At 51.0% G+C, this 15,928-nt stretch carries 16 protein-coding genes and 3 tRNA genes; 5 read left to right on the forward strand and 14 right to left on the reverse strand.

The genetic code is table 11. The features are described from left to right. The 4 genes from McpAg1_RS03705 to McpAg1_RS03720 all read right to left on the reverse strand — a co-directional run bounded on the left by McpAg1_RS03705 (window position 1) and on the right by McpAg1_RS03720 (window position 4,018). Entirely contained in the window at window positions 1-1,134 is a 1,134-nt protein-coding gene (locus McpAg1_RS03705) for a sugar-specific transcriptional regulator TrmB (protein ID WP_338093948.1), read from the reverse strand. Then, window positions 1,121-2,119: a homoserine dehydrogenase gene (locus McpAg1_RS03710; protein WP_338093949.1), complete on the reverse strand. Its 999-nt coding sequence runs from the start codon at window positions 2,117-2,119 to the stop codon at window positions 1,121-1,123. Before McpAg1_RS03710 ends, McpAg1_RS03705 begins: the two co-directional genes overlap by 14 nt. Then, complete coding sequence (locus tag McpAg1_RS03715) at window positions 2,116-2,619, reverse strand: amino acid-binding protein (RefSeq protein WP_338093950.1); 504 nt, start codon at window positions 2,617-2,619, stop codon at window positions 2,116-2,118. The genes McpAg1_RS03710 and McpAg1_RS03715 overlap by 4 nt, the downstream gene beginning before the upstream one ends. A 181-nt stretch (window positions 2,620-2,800) precedes the next feature. Then, a complete protein-coding gene (locus McpAg1_RS03720; protein ID WP_338093951.1) occupies window positions 2,801-4,018 on the reverse strand; it encodes a DUF92 domain-containing protein in 1,218 nt (405 codons plus the stop codon). A gap of 527 nt (window positions 4,019-4,545) precedes the next feature. On the opposite strand from McpAg1_RS03720, the gene McpAg1_RS03725 reads away from it, so the two are divergent. After that, window positions 4,546-5,199: a hypothetical protein gene (locus McpAg1_RS03725; RefSeq protein ID WP_338093952.1), complete on the forward strand. Its 654-nt coding sequence runs from the start codon at window positions 4,546-4,548 to the stop codon at window positions 5,197-5,199. Window positions 5,200-5,231: 32 nt separating this feature from the next. On the opposite strand, the gene McpAg1_RS03730 is transcribed toward McpAg1_RS03725, so the two are convergent. The 3 genes from McpAg1_RS03730 to McpAg1_RS03740 all read right to left on the reverse strand — a co-directional run bounded on the left by McpAg1_RS03730 (window position 5,232) and on the right by McpAg1_RS03740 (window position 7,183). Continuing rightward, a complete protein-coding gene (locus McpAg1_RS03730) occupies window positions 5,232-6,146 on the reverse strand; it encodes a hydantoinase/oxoprolinase family protein (protein ID WP_338093953.1) in 915 nt (304 codons plus the stop codon). Next, window positions 6,143-7,048, reverse strand: coding sequence for an ATP-grasp domain-containing protein (locus McpAg1_RS03735; protein ID WP_338093954.1), 906 nt, complete (start codon window positions 7,046-7,048; stop codon window positions 6,143-6,145). The genes McpAg1_RS03730 and McpAg1_RS03735 overlap by 4 nt, the downstream gene beginning before the upstream one ends. A gap of 62 nt (window positions 7,049-7,110) precedes the next feature. Next, a tRNA-Gln gene (locus tag McpAg1_RS03740) sits at window positions 7,111-7,183 on the reverse strand. Between the two features lie 151 nt (window positions 7,184-7,334). Here McpAg1_RS03740 and McpAg1_RS03745 point away from each other — a divergent pair. Both McpAg1_RS03745 and McpAg1_RS03750 read left to right on the forward strand, forming a co-directional pair. Next, window positions 7,335-7,419: transfer RNA gene (locus McpAg1_RS03745), tRNA-Leu, on the forward strand. 13 nt (window positions 7,420-7,432) lie between these two features. Beyond that, window positions 7,433-8,359: a DNA polymerase subunit beta gene (locus McpAg1_RS03750; protein WP_338093955.1), complete on the forward strand. Its 927-nt coding sequence runs from the start codon at window positions 7,433-7,435 to the stop codon at window positions 8,357-8,359. A 211-nt stretch (window positions 8,360-8,570) separates the two neighbouring features. Here McpAg1_RS03750 and McpAg1_RS03755 read toward each other — a convergent pair. From McpAg1_RS03755 to McpAg1_RS03775, 5 genes are all read right to left on the reverse strand, one after another. Further along, window positions 8,571-8,655 (reverse strand) — tRNA-Leu (locus tag McpAg1_RS03755). Window positions 8,656-8,738: 83 nt separating this feature from the next. Then, window positions 8,739-9,578: an FkbM family methyltransferase gene (locus tag McpAg1_RS03760; protein WP_338093956.1), complete on the reverse strand. Its 840-nt coding sequence runs from the start codon at window positions 9,576-9,578 to the stop codon at window positions 8,739-8,741. Next, entirely contained in the window at window positions 9,579-10,628 is a 1,050-nt protein-coding gene (locus tag McpAg1_RS03765) for a lysylphosphatidylglycerol synthase transmembrane domain-containing protein (protein WP_338093957.1), read from the reverse strand. A 375-nt stretch (window positions 10,629-11,003) separates the two neighbouring features. Further along, window positions 11,004-12,044, reverse strand: a complete 1,041-nt coding sequence (locus McpAg1_RS03770) for a lysylphosphatidylglycerol synthase transmembrane domain-containing protein (protein ID WP_338093958.1) — start codon at window positions 12,042-12,044, stop codon at window positions 11,004-11,006. Window positions 12,045-12,099: 55 nt separating this feature from the next. Continuing rightward, on the reverse strand, window positions 12,100-12,498 hold the full coding sequence (locus McpAg1_RS03775) for a UPF0146 family protein (RefSeq protein ID WP_338093959.1): 399 nt from the start codon (window positions 12,496-12,498) through the stop codon (window positions 12,100-12,102). A gap of 63 nt (window positions 12,499-12,561) precedes the next feature. Between McpAg1_RS03775 and McpAg1_RS03780 the strand changes: the two genes are divergently transcribed. Beyond that, window positions 12,562-13,164, forward strand: a complete 603-nt coding sequence (locus McpAg1_RS03780; protein ID WP_338093961.1) for a peptidase M54 — start codon at window positions 12,562-12,564, stop codon at window positions 13,162-13,164. Next, window positions 13,164-14,108 carry a CRISPR-associated endonuclease Cas1 gene (gene cas1 / locus McpAg1_RS03785; RefSeq protein ID WP_338093962.1) on the forward strand — a complete coding sequence of 315 codons (945 nt, stop codon included), beginning with the start codon at window positions 13,164-13,166 and terminating at the stop codon, window positions 14,106-14,108. The genes McpAg1_RS03780 and cas1 overlap by 1 nt, the downstream gene beginning before the upstream one ends. A 461-nt stretch (window positions 14,109-14,569) precedes the next feature. Here cas1 and McpAg1_RS03790 read toward each other — a convergent pair whose 3' ends face one another. Continuing rightward, on the reverse strand, window positions 14,570-15,148 hold the full coding sequence (locus tag McpAg1_RS03790) for an L-threonylcarbamoyladenylate synthase (RefSeq protein ID WP_338093995.1): 579 nt from the start codon (window positions 15,146-15,148) through the stop codon (window positions 14,570-14,572). A gap of 102 nt (window positions 15,149-15,250) precedes the next feature. Beyond that, window positions 15,251-15,925 (reverse strand): DUF5612 domain-containing protein, encoded by a 675-nt coding sequence (locus McpAg1_RS03795; protein ID WP_338093963.1) that lies wholly within the window; start codon window positions 15,923-15,925, stop codon window positions 15,251-15,253. Window positions 15,926-15,928 lie beyond the last annotated feature (3 nt).

Below are 15,928 nucleotides of genomic sequence, written 5' to 3' on the forward strand. Positions count from 1 at the left end.
TTAGTTAATGCAGACAGGATTTGCAACATCCAGCAGCACATCCTGTGCCTGCGTTCGAAGCGAAACAGCCGCAACCGCGCCAATAACTCCGCTGCCGCCAAATGTCCAGACATTGTACTCCTTCGCAGTTGCGAGAACCTCATCAAGTGTTACGCGCTCAGATCTGATACGCGCCCCAAGAGACAGCAATGCTTTGGGAACACCAATACCTGTGGCAACTGCGACTCCCCAGTTTGCTGAAACACTCTCCTCCTCAACAAACCGGCACACCTTTGCTGAAAGTCCTGCGACCGCCTCAGGAAGTACGGCAAGTTCGAGGAAACTGCATGAGTTCCCGGCGGTTTTCTCCGCAATATCCTGACAGAGCACCGCCACCTGATGCCGGATACCGATCACCTCATTACCGTCCGAGAGATACTTCATCAACGCCTGCGACAGCGCAAACGTCGCACCCCCGCATCCTTTCCGGTCCGTATCATCAATACCAACCGTCACCGATACCAGCGCTTTTGTCTTCACCTCACCGCTCATAACCCCGTCCGCTGAAGAAATCGACACGCCGCACACTCCCTTCGCCTGCCCCATCATCGAGGACAACGAGTATGCAGGCCCGCCGTAGACCGACCGAATCGTCTGCACAACGGTATCCCCCTCGCGGCGGACACCGGCAAGACCAACAGCTGCACAGCTTAAGTCAGGCTCAGCAGCAGGCCCCACCTTCGCAAGCTCGCGAAACAGCATTCCGTCACGGCTTACCGAGAGCGCAGCACCGCCGGCACGCCGGTGATGAAACTCGCAGAACCCTGCACACCCGCTGCTCAGACACTCATGAAAAATCTCGACCATGTCGCCGTCAGCAGTTGTAAAAATGCGGTTGCAGGTCGTTGACGGCATCGCACTCCGCGAAGCATACCGTGCAGGATGTCTGCCGTGCTTCTCCTCCTTCGTAAAAATGCAGCCTTCGCGAAGCAGACGGTTGATCCAGTCCTGAGCGGTGGATCTTGGAACAGCCGTAGCATCCGCAAGTTCGGCAGTAGTAAAGTGACCGGACTCAAAAGTCATCTGGCGCACGGCCTGGAGAAACTGGCCGCGCCTGCCTAAAACTCCTCCGGGATTTTTCTCACTTGTCGCCATATCGTTCCTTTAATGCAATCAGATCCGCAAGAACAGCGCTTGCCGTCTCAACCGAACCGGCCCCTCTGCCGATGAACGTGACAGGACCCGCAAGTTCGGTATCCACCGTCACCGCATTGAGTGTTCCGTCAACCACCAGCGGATGTTCTTTATGAATCAGACGCGGCGACACCTCCAGCTGCCGCTTGTCAGGATGAATGGATGCTATAAGCCGGATCGTATGACCGGTCTTTCCAGCCATCATCAGAGCATCGGCGGTCATGCCGTCAATACCGACGCGAACAACTTCGTCCAGCGTCACATTCATGCCGAGCATCGTATTTGCAAGAATCACGAGCTTGATCGCCGCATCGGTTCCGTTCACGTCCGCACTCGGGTCAGCCTCCGCGTATCCTAAGTCGCTTGCTTCCAGAAGAGCCTGCTGATAGGTCAGACCCTCCTCCTCCATTCTTGTAAGAATGTAGTTGCAGGTTCCATTCAATACACCAAACAGTGCGTTCACGCGGTTGCCTGCAAGACCGTGACGAAGACCGTTCATGATCGGCACCGCTCCAGCAACCGTTCCCTCAAACATCAGTCCTGCGTTATGCTCCTTTGCAACTGCGGAGAGTTCAGGGTACGCGATTGAGATCGGCCCTTTGTTGGAGGTCACCACATGTTTGCCGCGCATCAGGGCAGCGCGGATGTTGGAGAGAGCAGGCTCGCCGGTCTGGGCATTCGTCGGCGACACCTCAACCAAAATATCGTACTCAGCCTCGCGGACAATTCTCTCAGCAGACCATGCAGAGTCTCCGCATTTGCCGGTTGCATTCTTGCGGGCAAAAACCTCGCACATGTCAAGAGTGGCACCAAGAGGAGCAACCGCACCGCTCTTTGAGTCAGCAGCAGCGGTTATCACAAACCCGTACTCAGGATTTGCAAGAACTTTTGCCACACCGCGTCCGACCGAGCCGAGACCAAGAAGAGCAATCCGCATCGGTTTCATGCAAGGCCTCCCTCTTCATCAATGATCAAGAGATGCTTTTCTTCAGCAATCTTCACAAGAATTTCGCATGCCTGATCCATCTCGGCAGAACCTGCGGCCTTAATGGTCAGTTTTGCGGTGGACGGCTGTGTGATTCCAGGCATTACCATGTGAAGCTCGGTTACCTCGGCAACATTTGCTTTATCGATTCTATTGATGGTATCCGTTAAATCGGTGTGCAGAATGTGGCCGATTAAAATAAATGTCTTGGTACAGGTCAGATGATCAGTTCCGATGCGGATGATCTCAATGCCGTTTGATCGCAGCGCGCTCTCCAGCTGACCGAGGCGGTTCTGTGGAAGCGTGACTACAATATCCACAATCAGTGTTCCATCGCCTGCAGCGGCATCGCGCTGATGCATAATTGAGATAATATTTGCGCCACTGTCGGAAACCGGTTTAATTGCAGCAAGAAGCTGTCCCGGCTTGTCGCTCAGTTCAAGTTTGAGTGATATCTGCACCGTATCCCTTCACCATACTTATCAGTCACACATCCATTTTAATGTGGGGTTTTCCTGCACTTTGTGTAATATTTTTGAGTCTCCCGCGGATGCAGAAAATATTAGAGTGGGAGTTACGCGATGGCAAATATTTCAAAACGCGAATCGCATGCCTGCGGCCTGCTTACCGCTTCGCGTTTCATCAAAAAAAGCTGGCCGACACCGTCACAGCCACCCAGTATGCCGCCATCGCAAACAGACCGCCGGAAAGTGTTGCAAGCAGGTTCGTACCGGAATTGCCAATAACACCTTTGTTTTCAATCAGCGCACCGATCAGACTGTCAACATTGGTTCCGACAAATCCGGCAATCACACCGATCACACAGATGTACCAGGGTGCGACCTCCAGCAGAAACGCAAGTCCGCAGATGATCACCGCGCCAAGCAGACACGCAAGTTCGCCGAGCACGGTAACACCGCCGTTCGTCCCGGCAGGCACCGGTTTTAACGTGGTGATCATATAAGGAGTTCCGCCGGTAACACCGATTTCGCTCGCAAGAGTGTCTGCGGTAGCGGTTGCAATACAGCCAAGGAAGAGTGCGATAAATACTTCATTGCCGGTGATCCCAAACAGAATCGCGCCCGCAACTCCCACAAGGGCATTCGCAAACGCATTCATGTACCCGCGGCGTCCGCTTTTTCCCTGCTCAACACCAAGGAACACTTTTTCCGCGTACCGGTACTTGGTAAAAAATGATCCAAGAATAAAGAAGCTGATGACAATAAGGAACCAGGGCACACCGGCAAACGTGATCAAAATTATGCCGAACAGAACAGCCGCAAACACGCCGCTTGCGTCAACAGTCTTTGCCCGGTAGGCAAAGTAGGCAAAACCCGCACAGACCGCAACAGCCAGGGCAAGCATGGTTGTATCGTACGTGAAGTCCAGATCATAGAACAGCGTGATCGTCATGGCACTGCCCAGAAGGCCGATCATCGACGCATCCTCACGATTCGTGAGAATGCTGCGAAGCATCAGCAGCACCACGACCGCAATGATGCCGACAAGCCAGTCAAGCTGCTGGCAGTACATCATGGTGACCGCAATACCTGCCACCGAACCTGCGGCAAACGCCAGAGTATCAGGGACGTGATTATTAAGAATGCGGGCAATGAACTCGCCCCAGACCATCATCATCATGGGACCGATAAATGCGGTCACCGGAATAAATCCGATACCATACAACAGTGCGAGGACCGCAACCGAGATTGCAAGGTAATGGGTTTTATGAATCGTATAAAGAATAACGGAGAGCAGAATTACTACTGCTCCGACAATATAGGGGTGGATCAGCGGCGCTACAAGCATCAGCAGGGTTACCACAAGCGGCATGGCAACAAGGCGCGATCTGGATTCCATTGAATGTACTTGTTAGTATGACTCTGCAATAAGGCTGTTCGTTGAAAATACTTTACATCTATTTAAATGAGAAGGAAAAACGAGGATTATCTATTAAGTCCTGCCTCCCACGGAAAAACGGAACACACAGAATAAAAAAACATCACGGAGCAGACGTGAACACCACGGAATCCGAAAACGATTCATTTCCGTGATGTTCACGTCTGCTCCGTGATGTTTTTCTGTGAAATTTTCGTGTGCTCCGTTTTTCCTGCGAAGCAGCGAGCAGGCCGAAACGACTACTGAAAGGAGGAGTTAAACACGACGGGACGGCATGTGTAAGGCATGCGAATCGTGGGCGGAGCTACGATCAATGCCGAACAGTGTGTGCCAATAAACGAATTTATGGACAAAGCCGGAAAAACGAGGGTTGTTGTAGTATTTCTGCTCCGTTGACAACGCATGCATAAAGGTACAACGCCCTGCAAACCCGAGAACTGATAAGGTTTGGACGACAGAATAGTTCATGAGCTGGTCCTATGTCCCGCATGCCTGTAAAGATTCCGCCGATGCTTGCTGATACCATCGTCTGCGGTATTGCGTCTCTTGACAAAATGTTGTTTGCAGAGACAGGTCCCTGCCGTTTGTGCGGGGGACGGGCCGCGCCGTACGATACAAAGGAAAAAATCTACGCAACCCTCCACACCGCAGAAGGAGGAAAAAAGATCACCGTGTTTGTCCGGCGGTTCCGATGCAGCGACTGCGGCACACTGATTTATGCGAACGAACCCTTTTACCCTGATACAAGACTTGGCTCATCAGTGGTGGATCTCGCAATTGCCCTGTCGCTGATGCACTCCTTTACCCATACCGCTGAAATTATCAACGCGATGGGCATTGAGATCGACCGCGGATCGGTCAGAAAATATGCCTTATCTGATCTGCCGGTGCCAAAAATCAATTTCTTCTACGGATTTCCTCTGCCGTTTTCCCTGTTCTCATTCGTCGGGAGGCCTGCCGCTCTCAAGAACGGTTCCACAGCAGGGACAGAAATTCTCGCGGCCTCTGGTTTCCCAGCCGCATACCGGGCACCGCCGGACGGTGCGGGCACGTCTCGCACCCGCCAGAAACAGCGGAAGGAACAGAAACAAAAAGAAAAACGGGAATCCCAAAAGCCAGCAGATCAGCGTAAGAAGGATTGAACCGATCAGAAGGCCTAAGGCAAGAGATATCTTCATCTGTTTACGATCTCTTTTACAGCGAATGCCGGCAGAGCATCCGCAGGGATACCCACAGCCGCGGTAAGATCAGTGCCCCCGACAAGCGGCGCAAAAGTTGGAGAACCAATACCGCCGACGAAAATATTTTCCACAGCAGCATCAGCTGCAACTTTTTTCACGGCAGAACAGACAAGGATTTTTTGCGCGTCCCAGAATGCCTGTGCAACTGCTGTTGCTCCGTCCTCTCCGATCTCTTCAAGATCAGCACAGACGGTTCGCGCAAGTCTCCTGAGACACGCTTCGCGGCCTACTTCTTTTCCATCCGGCGTTGCAGAGCTGTACTCCTCATCGGAGATGTTACCCAGAACATAATGGGCGTCACCGCTGCAGGCAAAGTACTCGGTTGAGAATGGTGTTGGAATGCCGTTGATGACGGCTGAGTCTGCAAGCGTTGCGACCGGTGTTCTGAGCATACCGGTATAGACGAGGTAACCGCGCTGAAGCCGGATGGTATCGGTCATGCCGAGCAGATCAGAAAATTTTGCGAAGGGAACGATGTCAGCAGTCGTGCTGCCGATGTCAAGCATCATGCCGTTTGGATATTTTTCTTTCAGGTAGTCAACAGACGCAAGCCAATTCGCTGCAGCGAGTTCAGGGCATGCACTGTTGTGAAACATTCCGTCTGTTCCATAGAAGAGTGCGTCAGGAAATGTTTTTCTAACCGCATCAACGATGTAACGGATGCCTTCGGTTTTGTTAAAAAATCCGTCGGCAAGCTCGCCGCTCATCACAACGGCAGCGTCCTCTCCCTGATACTGTCCAAGAATTTCAGCGAGGTTTGACTCGCGCCAGAGCGGACAGTAATGGATGTGAACATCCGTACCGTCCACAACCTTGAGGTTTGCTCCGCCAACGTCGATGCCGATCATTGGATGGTGACTCCGCCGGTTTCGTTGAACTTTGCGGTTTTGCCGTTGTAGTGAACGCTCTCCGGCGGAAGGCCGACGGTTGCTTTGAGGAGGATGTCGGCGATCTCATCGTCAAGAATTTTCACAATTCCTGTAAGACTCATGGTCGGGCGCGGGTTGACGTCAAGCACCCAGATTTTTTCTCCGACGACTACATCGATGCCGACATAGCCCTGACAGCCGAGGCGTTCGATGGTCTTTTTGGCAACCTCGATTATTTCCGTTTCACGTTCCGGATGTATCGGAGTTTCTCCGCCATGGTAGGAGAACGTGCCGTTATCGTCGATCTCTGCATACTGGCGGTTGATGCTGAGGAAAACCGGGGGGAGCCCGCTGTAAAATCCGCAGGCTTCACCAACAACGCGGCTGCCGACGATGCTGACGCTGTAGTGTTCGCCTTCGAGGAACTCGACTGCCATCTCATCTTTGTTTGGGAGCTCGCCGTCTTTTGCGATGCGGACGCCTACAGAACCTGCTCCTTTGATCGGTTTTATGACGCGTTTGCCCGGGTGATCAGCCGGAACTTCGGCCGGGACATTGATATTGACTCCTGCAAGTACTTTTGCGGTGAGACGTTTGTTTGCACAGACGGCGATGCTGGTGCTGTCGGTGCCGATGTTGTGCGTTGCAAGTTCCAGTGTGTGGGTGAACGCGGAGAGCAGTTCGTCAGGGGCAATGACGAGACCATATTCGCACTCAGGTGCAAGCCGTGCAATTTCTGCGTTGAAGTCACCTGATGACGGCTGGAGCACGGTGTGTCCGATTCGTTCAAAGCTTTCTTTGAGAGCGGCGACCATTGCTTTTCCTTCAGGGGCAAGGGTTGGGTCACGTGCCGCGGTGTATTCGGCGATGAGAATCTTCATCTGTAGTAATTGATCAGGATGATTCATCAGGATACCGATAGGGAATCATAAAAGAGGAGAGATACTCTCGGGCGGGTTCGAACCGCCGTCTCCGGCTCCAAAGGCCGGAATGATTGACCACTACACTACGAGAGTCCGGAAAAATTCTTTACATTAATCTGTCTTTTTTCCTTATATCGATTGCCGTTTTCAGGCACCATTTTGCGGTCATTTTTTTATGTTGAAAGTGCTATGTAATAGGGTAGTCTGCATCTGTCGAACTCCGGCAGTGCGGGTGTATTGATCTGCGAGGGTAGCCAAGCCAGGCCAACGGCGTCAGACTTAAGATCTGATCTATTAGTAGTTCATGGGTTCGAATCCCACCCCTCGCATCAGGTGTCTTTTATGAAGCCAATTCGTTTGCGCGATTTTGTGATGACCGATGATGGTTGTCTGTATGCTGTTTCAGGATATGAGAATGAGAGCCGTGCAGAGTGTGTTCTTCGATATGTGCCAACAACCGACGGCGACCGCGTTTCTCCATGGGGCGTGCGATACAAAAAATATGATTTTGCCGATGCGTTTGCCTGGGTGCAGGAGCATAAGCCCACGTATCTGGATCTTGTTCACCGCGTGCCGCTCACCGATATCATCCGGGTTTTCAAGCCCGAGGAGCTGGCAGCAGAGATTGCGGCGCGGAGTCCGCGTGTTGCACGACTGTTTTCGCATTTTGATCTGCCGGAGATGACCTGGGGATGCACGGGTTCGCTTCTGGCGGGTCTTGAAAACGATGCATCCGACATCGATATGGTTGTGTACGGGAGCGCCTGGTTTACGGCGCGGCAGCAGCTGATGAACGCGGTTGCCGCAGGAAAAATTCCTGCAATGAGTGAAGAGATGTGGCGGAAAGTGTACAACAAACGGGTGCCTGATATTTCGTTCGACGAGTTCGTGCTGCACGAGTCAAGGAAATTCAACCGCGGCGAGTTTGAAGGAACATATTTTGATCTGCTGTACTCACGCGGATATGATAATCTGCACTCGGTCCCGCCAATCACGCTTGGTAAAAAAACCGGAAAAATGACCATCGAGGCAACAGTGACGGATGCATCTCTTGCGTTTGACAGCCCGGGCATCTATGTGGTGGATCATGAGGAGATTGATCTGGTGCTATCGTTCACGCACACCTACTGCGGCCAGTGTTTCACCGGCGAAGTGCTTGAGGCGTGCGGTGTTGTGGAGGAGCACGGCAATCAGACATGGCTGATTGTCGGAACGACCCGCGAGGCACACGGCGAGTATATTGTGTCGCGGACACTTTTGGATCAGTAATTTTTTTTGAAATTTTTTTTGTTTCATCTCACAAAAAATTTCATCGATTTTTTTCTGGTAGGAGTTACGCGGTGTGATTCTGTGCATTCCGTGGTTACTCCAAGTAAAACCACATACAAAGAATTTCTCCTCCGTAATTATCCAACGAAAATATGCCCCAGAAAAAATCGACAAAATATTTTCATCGTATCACAAATCACCACAAAAGAAGTGCGAAGGAAGGGATTCGAACCCCAGAACTCCTATGAGAATAGACCCTGAATCTATCGCCGTTGACCTGGCTTGGCTACCTTCGCAAATTACTGCCGTTAACAATCCAATTCAGGAATGTCTTCGTGCTCTATCATATTTGCTGTTCTGATAGATAAACATAGGGATATCACTTTTTGACAGAAACACAGCCGTAGATCTTTTTCCATTTTCTCACCAGCGCATACTCAGGATTTGCTGAACGCAGCAGTCCCTCAATCACCTCAGGATCATCAGGACGATGATACATACAGATCGAAACCTTGGGAGAACACTGCGCAAGCGTCGCCAAAGCTCCATCAAGCATCAGCCGTTCCGCCCCCTCAATATCAGCCTTCAGAAAATCAACACAGGGCAGACCAGTCTCTTCCACAAACGCATCCACCGTAGTCACCGCAACTTTGGCCTTTCTCCCCTCCTGCGGCAAAACCATCGACGACCCCACAAGCGTATCAGCAAGAATCGTAAACTCAGCCTCCCCCTTTTCTGCACCAAGTGCATAAGGAACAATCGTCACTCTCTCGCACAGCTCAGGATTGAGATCCAGTGTGTGCCTGAGCAACCTCCGTGCTTCAGGAACCGGCTCAAACGCATACACCTCTGCCCCTCGGTATGCCGCAAGCAGAGAAAAAATTCCAAGATTTGCACCGCAGTCAAACACCACATCCCCTTCCAAAATGTGCACACCTCCCCACTCATACGGCCCCTCATCCAGATACCCAAACCTTCCAAGCATCGCAGGAAACAAAATATCCCCGATCTCCATCGCATAATAGGCATCCTCGCGTGTCGGATGATTCTCTCCCGGGAGAACTGGCAGACGGAGCGGACCAAGACGCAGACAGTCCTCCTCCTTAGAATACAACATTGAAAAAAATTTCTCGTACTGATACCGGTAAAAATTCTCAGTCCGGTCCTCTTTGGTCAGAGCATACCGCAGCCGGTCAAGCAGGGGAATATGATCTCCCATTTACCCCTGACCCTCTTGTATCTCCACCTTTTCATTCGCCGCCTCACGCTTCACAATACGGAAACTTGCAATGAACCCGATAAGAATATTTGAGTAATACATAATCAAACGCTGTAAAATTACGAACAGTCCCACAACCGACGTTGGCAGAATCAGCGAATAGAACGCCGCATAACTGATCTCAGCAATACCGGCACCGCCCGGAGTTGTCGGCAGCATCAGAATAATTGCAATAATTAACTGGAACACAATCGAAATCAGCAGGTTCGGCGGGTAACCAAGCCCCATCATAATCACCGATGCAATCGAGTACTCACAGACCCAGAAAACCACCGACAGGAGAAAACCTAAGATCAGCCCCATCCTCGCCTTTCCAGTAAACATTCTGAAGGTAAGGAACAACCGGTCAATCGCCTCATCAATCTGCGTGATAAGTTTTTCAACCCGTTCCGTCTCCCACTTCTTCGTAAAAAATTTCACGGTCTTGAAGGTAATTTTTCGAACCCAGTCAGGTCTGCTGAACAGAACAATGATCAGAACCAGCAGTCCGACAAAAAATCCGGTTCCAATCCATGCAGCCGTGATCATATAATCAGGCACAAGCCCCTCGCCTCCGGCAAGTGAGAACAGTCCCATGCCGATGATGACACCGATCACCAGCAGCACCGCTTCAAGCAGCCGCTCTATCAGAACAACAGCCGTCGCATCCGCGATCGGCATGTTCGCCTTATACAGCTCATGAATCCGTACCGGTTCCCCGCCGATCTGTGACGGCGTGATCGACGCAACCAGCTGTCCGGCACACACCATGTTCAGACTGTGGAAAAACGGAATCACATACCCAAGTGCCTTGCACATCACCTGAATACGCACAGCCCACACACACATTGCCAGCATGTGCAGACAGAACGCAAGCAAAAGATACCATGGATTCAGATTTTTGAGCGCCTCAACTGTGTCCTCATCAAATGTGAGAACCAGCACCACAAGGAGAATAACCATCGACAAGCCGATGGAGAGCCACAACCACTTCTTCTGCTTCGCGTCCATACAGTCCCAAAAACTCTTAATAAAGAATTGTTCCCAGATGATTTAAAGGTAGATCTATTCCTGGGCTTTTTTTCACTACGTCCAGGCCTCCCACGGAACACACAGAACACACTGAAGTAAAAAGATCACGGAGCAGACGTGAACATCACTGAATCCAAAAACAATTCATTTCCGTGGTGTTCACGTCTGCTCCGTGATGTTTTTCTGTGAAATTTCCGTGTGCTCCGTTTTTCCTGCGAAGCAGCGAGCAGGTCGAAACGACTACTGAAAGGAGGAGTTAAACACGACGGGACGGCGTGTGTAAGGCATGCGAATCGTGGGCGGAGCTGATCAATCCCAAACAGTGTTTGCCAACAAACGAATTTATTGGCAAGCCTATTCCTGGGCTTTTTTCATCGAGGCTGAAGTCTCACGCCTGACGATGTGCAGACTCGCAATAATACCGACAACCACGTTGAAGTAGTACATAATCAAACGCCACAACAGAACGAATACCCCAACCAGCGGCAGAGGAATTATCAGCGAATAGAATGCGCCGATACTGATCTCTGAGATTCCGACGCCGCCGGGCGTTAAGGGAATCATCATGATCATGGCAATCAGCAGCTGGAAAATGAACGAGAGTAAATACATCGGTTCAAGACCAAGCCCCATCATCAAAACTGATGCGATGATGAACTCAGACACCCAGAATGCAACCGTCATCACAAGGCCAAGCACAAGCCCGAGTTTTGATCTGCCGGCAAAGTGGCCGATGGTTACATAGAACTGATCAACGTTCTCATCAACCGAAGCCATGAACCGCTCGACCCTGTGTGACTCCCATCGTTTGGTAAAGATGCCTGATATTTTGGTGACAATAATTTTCGTCCAGGCAGGATGCTTCACCAGCACCGCGAACAGCATCAGCATTGCGGCAAAAAATATGGTGGCAAAGTATGCAATTCCCATATATACGGGCGGGAAATTCAGGTACCCGAACAGTTCTCCAAGCAGACACACGCCGATAACCGTTCCGATGCCAAGCACGATTCCGTCGAACACGCGTTCCATCAAAACAACAGCCGTTGCATCTGCTGTCGGCACGTCAGCCTTGTAGAGTTCGTAGACTCTGACTGCTTCGCCGCCGACCTGTGACGGCGTCACTGCGGCCACAAGCATGTTGGAACAGACGAGATTTACCGAGTGAAGAAACGGCACCTTGTAGTTGAGCGACCAGCACATCAGCTTGATGCGCAGAGCCCAGAACACGATGGATAAAACATGTAAAAGAAATGCAAGAAGAATAAACCAGGGATTACATTTTTCCAGTGCGACGAGCGTGTCTGCGTCGAACGTCAAAAGAAGCATTACCACCAGTACAACTACACTGATGGCAACTGAGATGATCAGCCATTTCTTTTGCGCTTTATTCATGGAAAAAAACCTGAAGGATGTATAAGCGTATTGGCTATCAGCCAATAAATACTTTTTAGGAACGCTTCACGTACCGATGAAGCAGAATTCCGTCCGCATCAAGCCGTTCGCCGCCGTTTTCATACAGCTCAAAGCCGAGATGGTAAACGATCAGATCAGCACCGATACGTTCTGCAAGAGCAATCATCGGCGGAACAATCTCGGTTCCCGGCCGTATCGCATACACCACGTCAGCATCTGCATACGAGGAGAGCGTCGGTGTGAACACATCGTCCACTATTGCAGGAACTGCTGTATTCTGATATGCATGAATGTCGGTGCAGAGGATTGGAATCCCGGCATGCTGAATGATCTCTGCCGCGGTTGTTTTTCCGCCAAACCCAATTTCAACTGCTGACCGGTAGTGATTGCAGATATATTCGCCGACCTTTGTCTCAATCTGATGGATAGTCACAATGAATCCCGTCTGAAGTGTTCAATATGTTTATGTCCCGTCACAATGAAACTATCTACCACTATGGGAGTACATGTTTTCTGGGACAGCAGAGTTCCTATCGGTCTGAGCAGACCGGTCACTGAGGAGCTGTCAGGAGTTCTTGAGATGCCTGTATCCCGCATCGACAACGGCACGTTTCCGCTGGAAGGGTTTGATCCGATGCGTCAGCAGTGTGATGCCGTAAAAATACTCACGAAACTCGATATATTCCGTCAACGGTATCCGCAGCTTTTCAAACCGGAGAATATTGATATAGGCTATTACAATAAGTTCAATCACCTTCATGAAAAAGTCCTGCTGATTACGCCGGTGGATATTTTTGAGCCGCTCGCAGATTTTGTGTTCGGTCTTGCGTACCCGTCGCTTGGTGTTGCTGTTGTGTCGCCTGCAAGACTTACGAACGAGTTTTACGGCCGACACGCGGATGATGATGCGTTGGTTGACCGGATGGTGAAAGAAGGAGCGCATGAGATCGGTCATCTGTTTGGTCTTGAGCACTGTGATAATCCGGGATGTATTATGTACTGTCCGAGAAATCTTGATGATTTAGACCGGAAACGTAAGTACTTCTGCGGCAGGTGCCGGATACAGCTGAACGGTCAGAGGGAAGGAGATCTGTTCTGATGACATCTGAGGTCCCGTGGGTAACGGTCTGGGGATACGGCGCTGATATTCGTGCGACCCCAAAGACGCTGATAGTCCGGGGCAAAACCGAGAGAACAGCGTATCCGCTTTCGTCGTTTCATCATCTCCTGATTGTCGGAGGGCACACTCTTGAAACTGCGGCGGTCTCTCATTTAATTTCAAACAATATTTCGGTATCATTTTTTGATGTGCATGGTGAGCCGGTCGGTTCCATCCGCCCGGTTGGCGGTGATGCGTATCCTCTCCGGTCAGGTCAGAAAAATCTCCCGGTACGCAGTTCGGCAATGTCGGTGATTACGTCTGCGCTGAAGGCACGGATGATGTATCTGAATGAGCTTGCGTCCGGACGCGATGATGGTCTGTTCTACAAGGGGGAGCTTGAGATTCTCAGCGATGCGTCATCCGAGCTTGAGTTTTTGATCACGCTTCCTGAGCTTGGCAGGATTTTCACGCTTACGCGCAATATGTATTATGAGATTCTCTCAAGGGCTGTTGCGCCTGAGCTTGGATATCACCGCAGGGAAAAACCACCGTATGTGGATCCGGTGAATGCGATGTTTGCCCACGGGTATGCGGTGTTGTATGCAAGTGTTTCTGTTGCGGCTGCGGGAGCGGGGCTTGATCCTGAGATCGGTGCTCTTTACGGTAATGTGGTGCCTGCCGGGAAAAACCGGGGGGGCTGTGTTATGGATATTATGGAGCCTTTGATGACACCGATGGTTGATCGTGTTGTTGTCGGGATGGCTGCTGAGGGACGGCTCAGTCGCAGGTATGAGGTCAGTTCGCGCTGTATTGTGTCCGAGCGGCTGATGAATGAGTTCAATTTGCGTCTTGCGGAGTCGGTTGACTCAGCTGGTATCAACAGAAATGTGCGGATGTATGCTGATGCTGTTTCAAACGGCGGATCGTCGGGACAGTTCTGATTTATTGGCAAACGCTGTTAGTTGTAGCCACGCCCACGACTCGCATGCCTTACACACGCCGTCCCGTCGTGTTTAACTCCTCCTTTCAGTAGTCGTTTCGGCCTGCTCACTGCTTCGCAGGAAAAGCGGAACACACGGAAAAAACATCACGGAGCAGTGTACTCTCACAAAAAAATTAGTTGGCTTTTTTTTCTGAAAAATGTAATCAGGTGGATGGTGAGTGTGGTTTTATTTAGAAAAAAACCCACCGCAGATTCACACAGATTCCAAATCTGCGAAAATCTGCGGTTGGTCTATTCTCGTGCGTCCATACTCACCACCTACTCGCTTACGTTTTTCAGAAAAAAAGTAACTAAATTATTTCGCGGTATCACATTTTCTGTGAAATTTCCGTGTGTTCTGTGTGTTCCGTGGGAGGCCAGGAATTAATAGGGAACACTGATTTTTCCAAAAAAAAATATTCAGCGCTCTTCCTTCAGAAACGCTGCAATCTCTTCAAGCATCGCACCGGGCCGTTCGATTTTTCTCTCCGCAAGATTGATCACCGTGCTTGGCGTTCCGGGAAGTACGCCGCCATCGATCAGAAAATCATGCGCAACGTTCACCTGATCTGAAGTCACCGGCGAAATTTCACCAGAAATATTTGCCGATGTTGCAGTGATCGGGCTGTCAAGACCGGCAATGATCGAGAGAGCAACCGCATGATCAGGATACCGGATGCCAATAGTTCCCGTTCCTCCGGTGAGATCGCTCGGAAGACAGCTTTTCACCGGCAGCACCACGGTCACAGGGCCCGGCAGAAATTTACTGATGAACCGCTCGGCAAACTCATCCACATAGGCGATACCGTGAATCATCTCAATATCGCTCACCGCAACCGAGATCGGTTTTCCCATCGGCCGCTGCTTTGCCTCATACACCTTGTAGACTGCAATCTCTGAAAGAGCGTCCGCACCAAGACCATAGATTGTCTCGGTCGGATACACCACAAGCCCGTCGCGGGACAGTACCTGCACCGCTTTTTCGATCACCGCATCCATCGCCGGTGTTATCTCTGCTCGCTCAAAGTTGTAGGGATTTGTGCAGCTGCACGCCGAATTTTCTGGTTTTGTCATGAAACTACCTAACTGTATTTTGGATACTCAGAACTCACGTCCTTTCACGCGGTAGAGATCAAACACACCGATGGAACTGATGTGCATCACTGCCATCACTCCCGCCTGAATCGGATCGGTTACCACGAGATCGGCGGCATCGGACGCACTGCCAACCATCTTCAGACAGATGACCGGAATTCCTTCGGCCTGCACTGTTTGAATCGCTTTGGTGATGTCGCCGCCCATGATTGAGCCTGCGAGAACAAGAATCGATGCACGCGGCAGGCGTGCAACCGCCTCCACTGCTCCCGCAAGATTTGACTCGCCGACGAGCGGAATCGTATCAACCGAGATTCTCTCCCCCCGGATGTTGTGACGGTCCGCCTCGTTAACCGCGCCCATTGCAACCTGCGCAACCTGTGCGCCGCCTCCCATCACAATCACACGTTTTCCAAAGATCGCCGAAAATGTGTCATGCTGCTCTACTCGGCGAATCCCGGGAATCGTTCTGAGATCACGCATAAGCTCTTCAGCATTGTCGCAGCCTTCGATCTCAAGGTCCACCCATGAGTATCCTTTGTCAGGGCCGCGGCTCACGGTCTCCTGCTGGGTTAAAATGATGTTTGCATTATGCTCGGCGCAGACGGAACCGATGTCACGCAGTATTCCTTTCTGATTGTCGACGACGAGACTGATTGCATAATTTATTGGCGCGTCCATAAA

Source organism: Methanorbis furvi (assembly GCF_032714615.1).
GTDB classification, from domain to species: domain Archaea; phylum Halobacteriota; class Methanomicrobia; order Methanomicrobiales; family Methanocorpusculaceae; genus Methanocorpusculum; species Methanocorpusculum furvi.

Coding starts and splice junctions, on each gene's coding strand:
- McpAg1_RS03705 (WP_338093948.1), bottom strand. CDS start 1,134: ATGGCGACAAGTGAGAAAAATCCCGGAGGAGTTTTAGGCAGGCGCGGC.
- McpAg1_RS03710 (WP_338093949.1), bottom strand. CDS start 2,119: ATGAAACCGATGCGGATTGCTCTTCTTGGTCTCGGCTCGGTCGGACGC.
- McpAg1_RS03720 (WP_338093951.1), bottom strand. CDS start 4,018: ATGGAATCCAGATCGCGCCTTGTTGCCATGCCGCTTGTGGTAACCCTG.
- McpAg1_RS03725 (WP_338093952.1), top strand. CDS start 4,546: ATGCCTGTAAAGATTCCGCCGATGCTTGCTGATACCATCGTCTGCGGT.
- McpAg1_RS03730 (WP_338093953.1), bottom strand. CDS start 6,146: ATGATCGGCATCGACGTTGGCGGAGCAAACCTCAAGGTTGTGGACGGT.
- McpAg1_RS03735 (WP_338093954.1), bottom strand. CDS start 7,048: ATGAAGATTCTCATCGCCGAATACACCGCGGCACGTGACCCAACCCTT.
- McpAg1_RS03750 (WP_338093955.1), top strand. CDS start 7,433: ATGAAGCCAATTCGTTTGCGCGATTTTGTGATGACCGATGATGGTTGT.
- McpAg1_RS03760 (WP_338093956.1), bottom strand. CDS start 9,578: ATGGGAGATCATATTCCCCTGCTTGACCGGCTGCGGTATGCTCTGACC.
- McpAg1_RS03765 (WP_338093957.1), bottom strand. CDS start 10,628: ATGGACGCGAAGCAGAAGAAGTGGTTGTGGCTCTCCATCGGCTTGTCG.
- McpAg1_RS03770 (WP_338093958.1), bottom strand. CDS start 12,044: ATGAATAAAGCGCAAAAGAAATGGCTGATCATCTCAGTTGCCATCAGT.
- McpAg1_RS03780 (WP_338093961.1), top strand. CDS start 12,562: ATGGGAGTACATGTTTTCTGGGACAGCAGAGTTCCTATCGGTCTGAGC.
- cas1 (WP_338093962.1), top strand. CDS start 13,164: ATGACATCTGAGGTCCCGTGGGTAACGGTCTGGGGATACGGCGCTGAT.
- McpAg1_RS03790 (WP_338093995.1), bottom strand. CDS start 15,148: ATGGATGCGGTGATCGAAAAAGCGGTGCAGGTACTGTCCCGCGACGGG.
- McpAg1_RS03795 (WP_338093963.1), bottom strand. CDS start 15,925: ATGGACGCGCCAATAAATTATGCAATCAGTCTCGTCGTCGACAATCAG.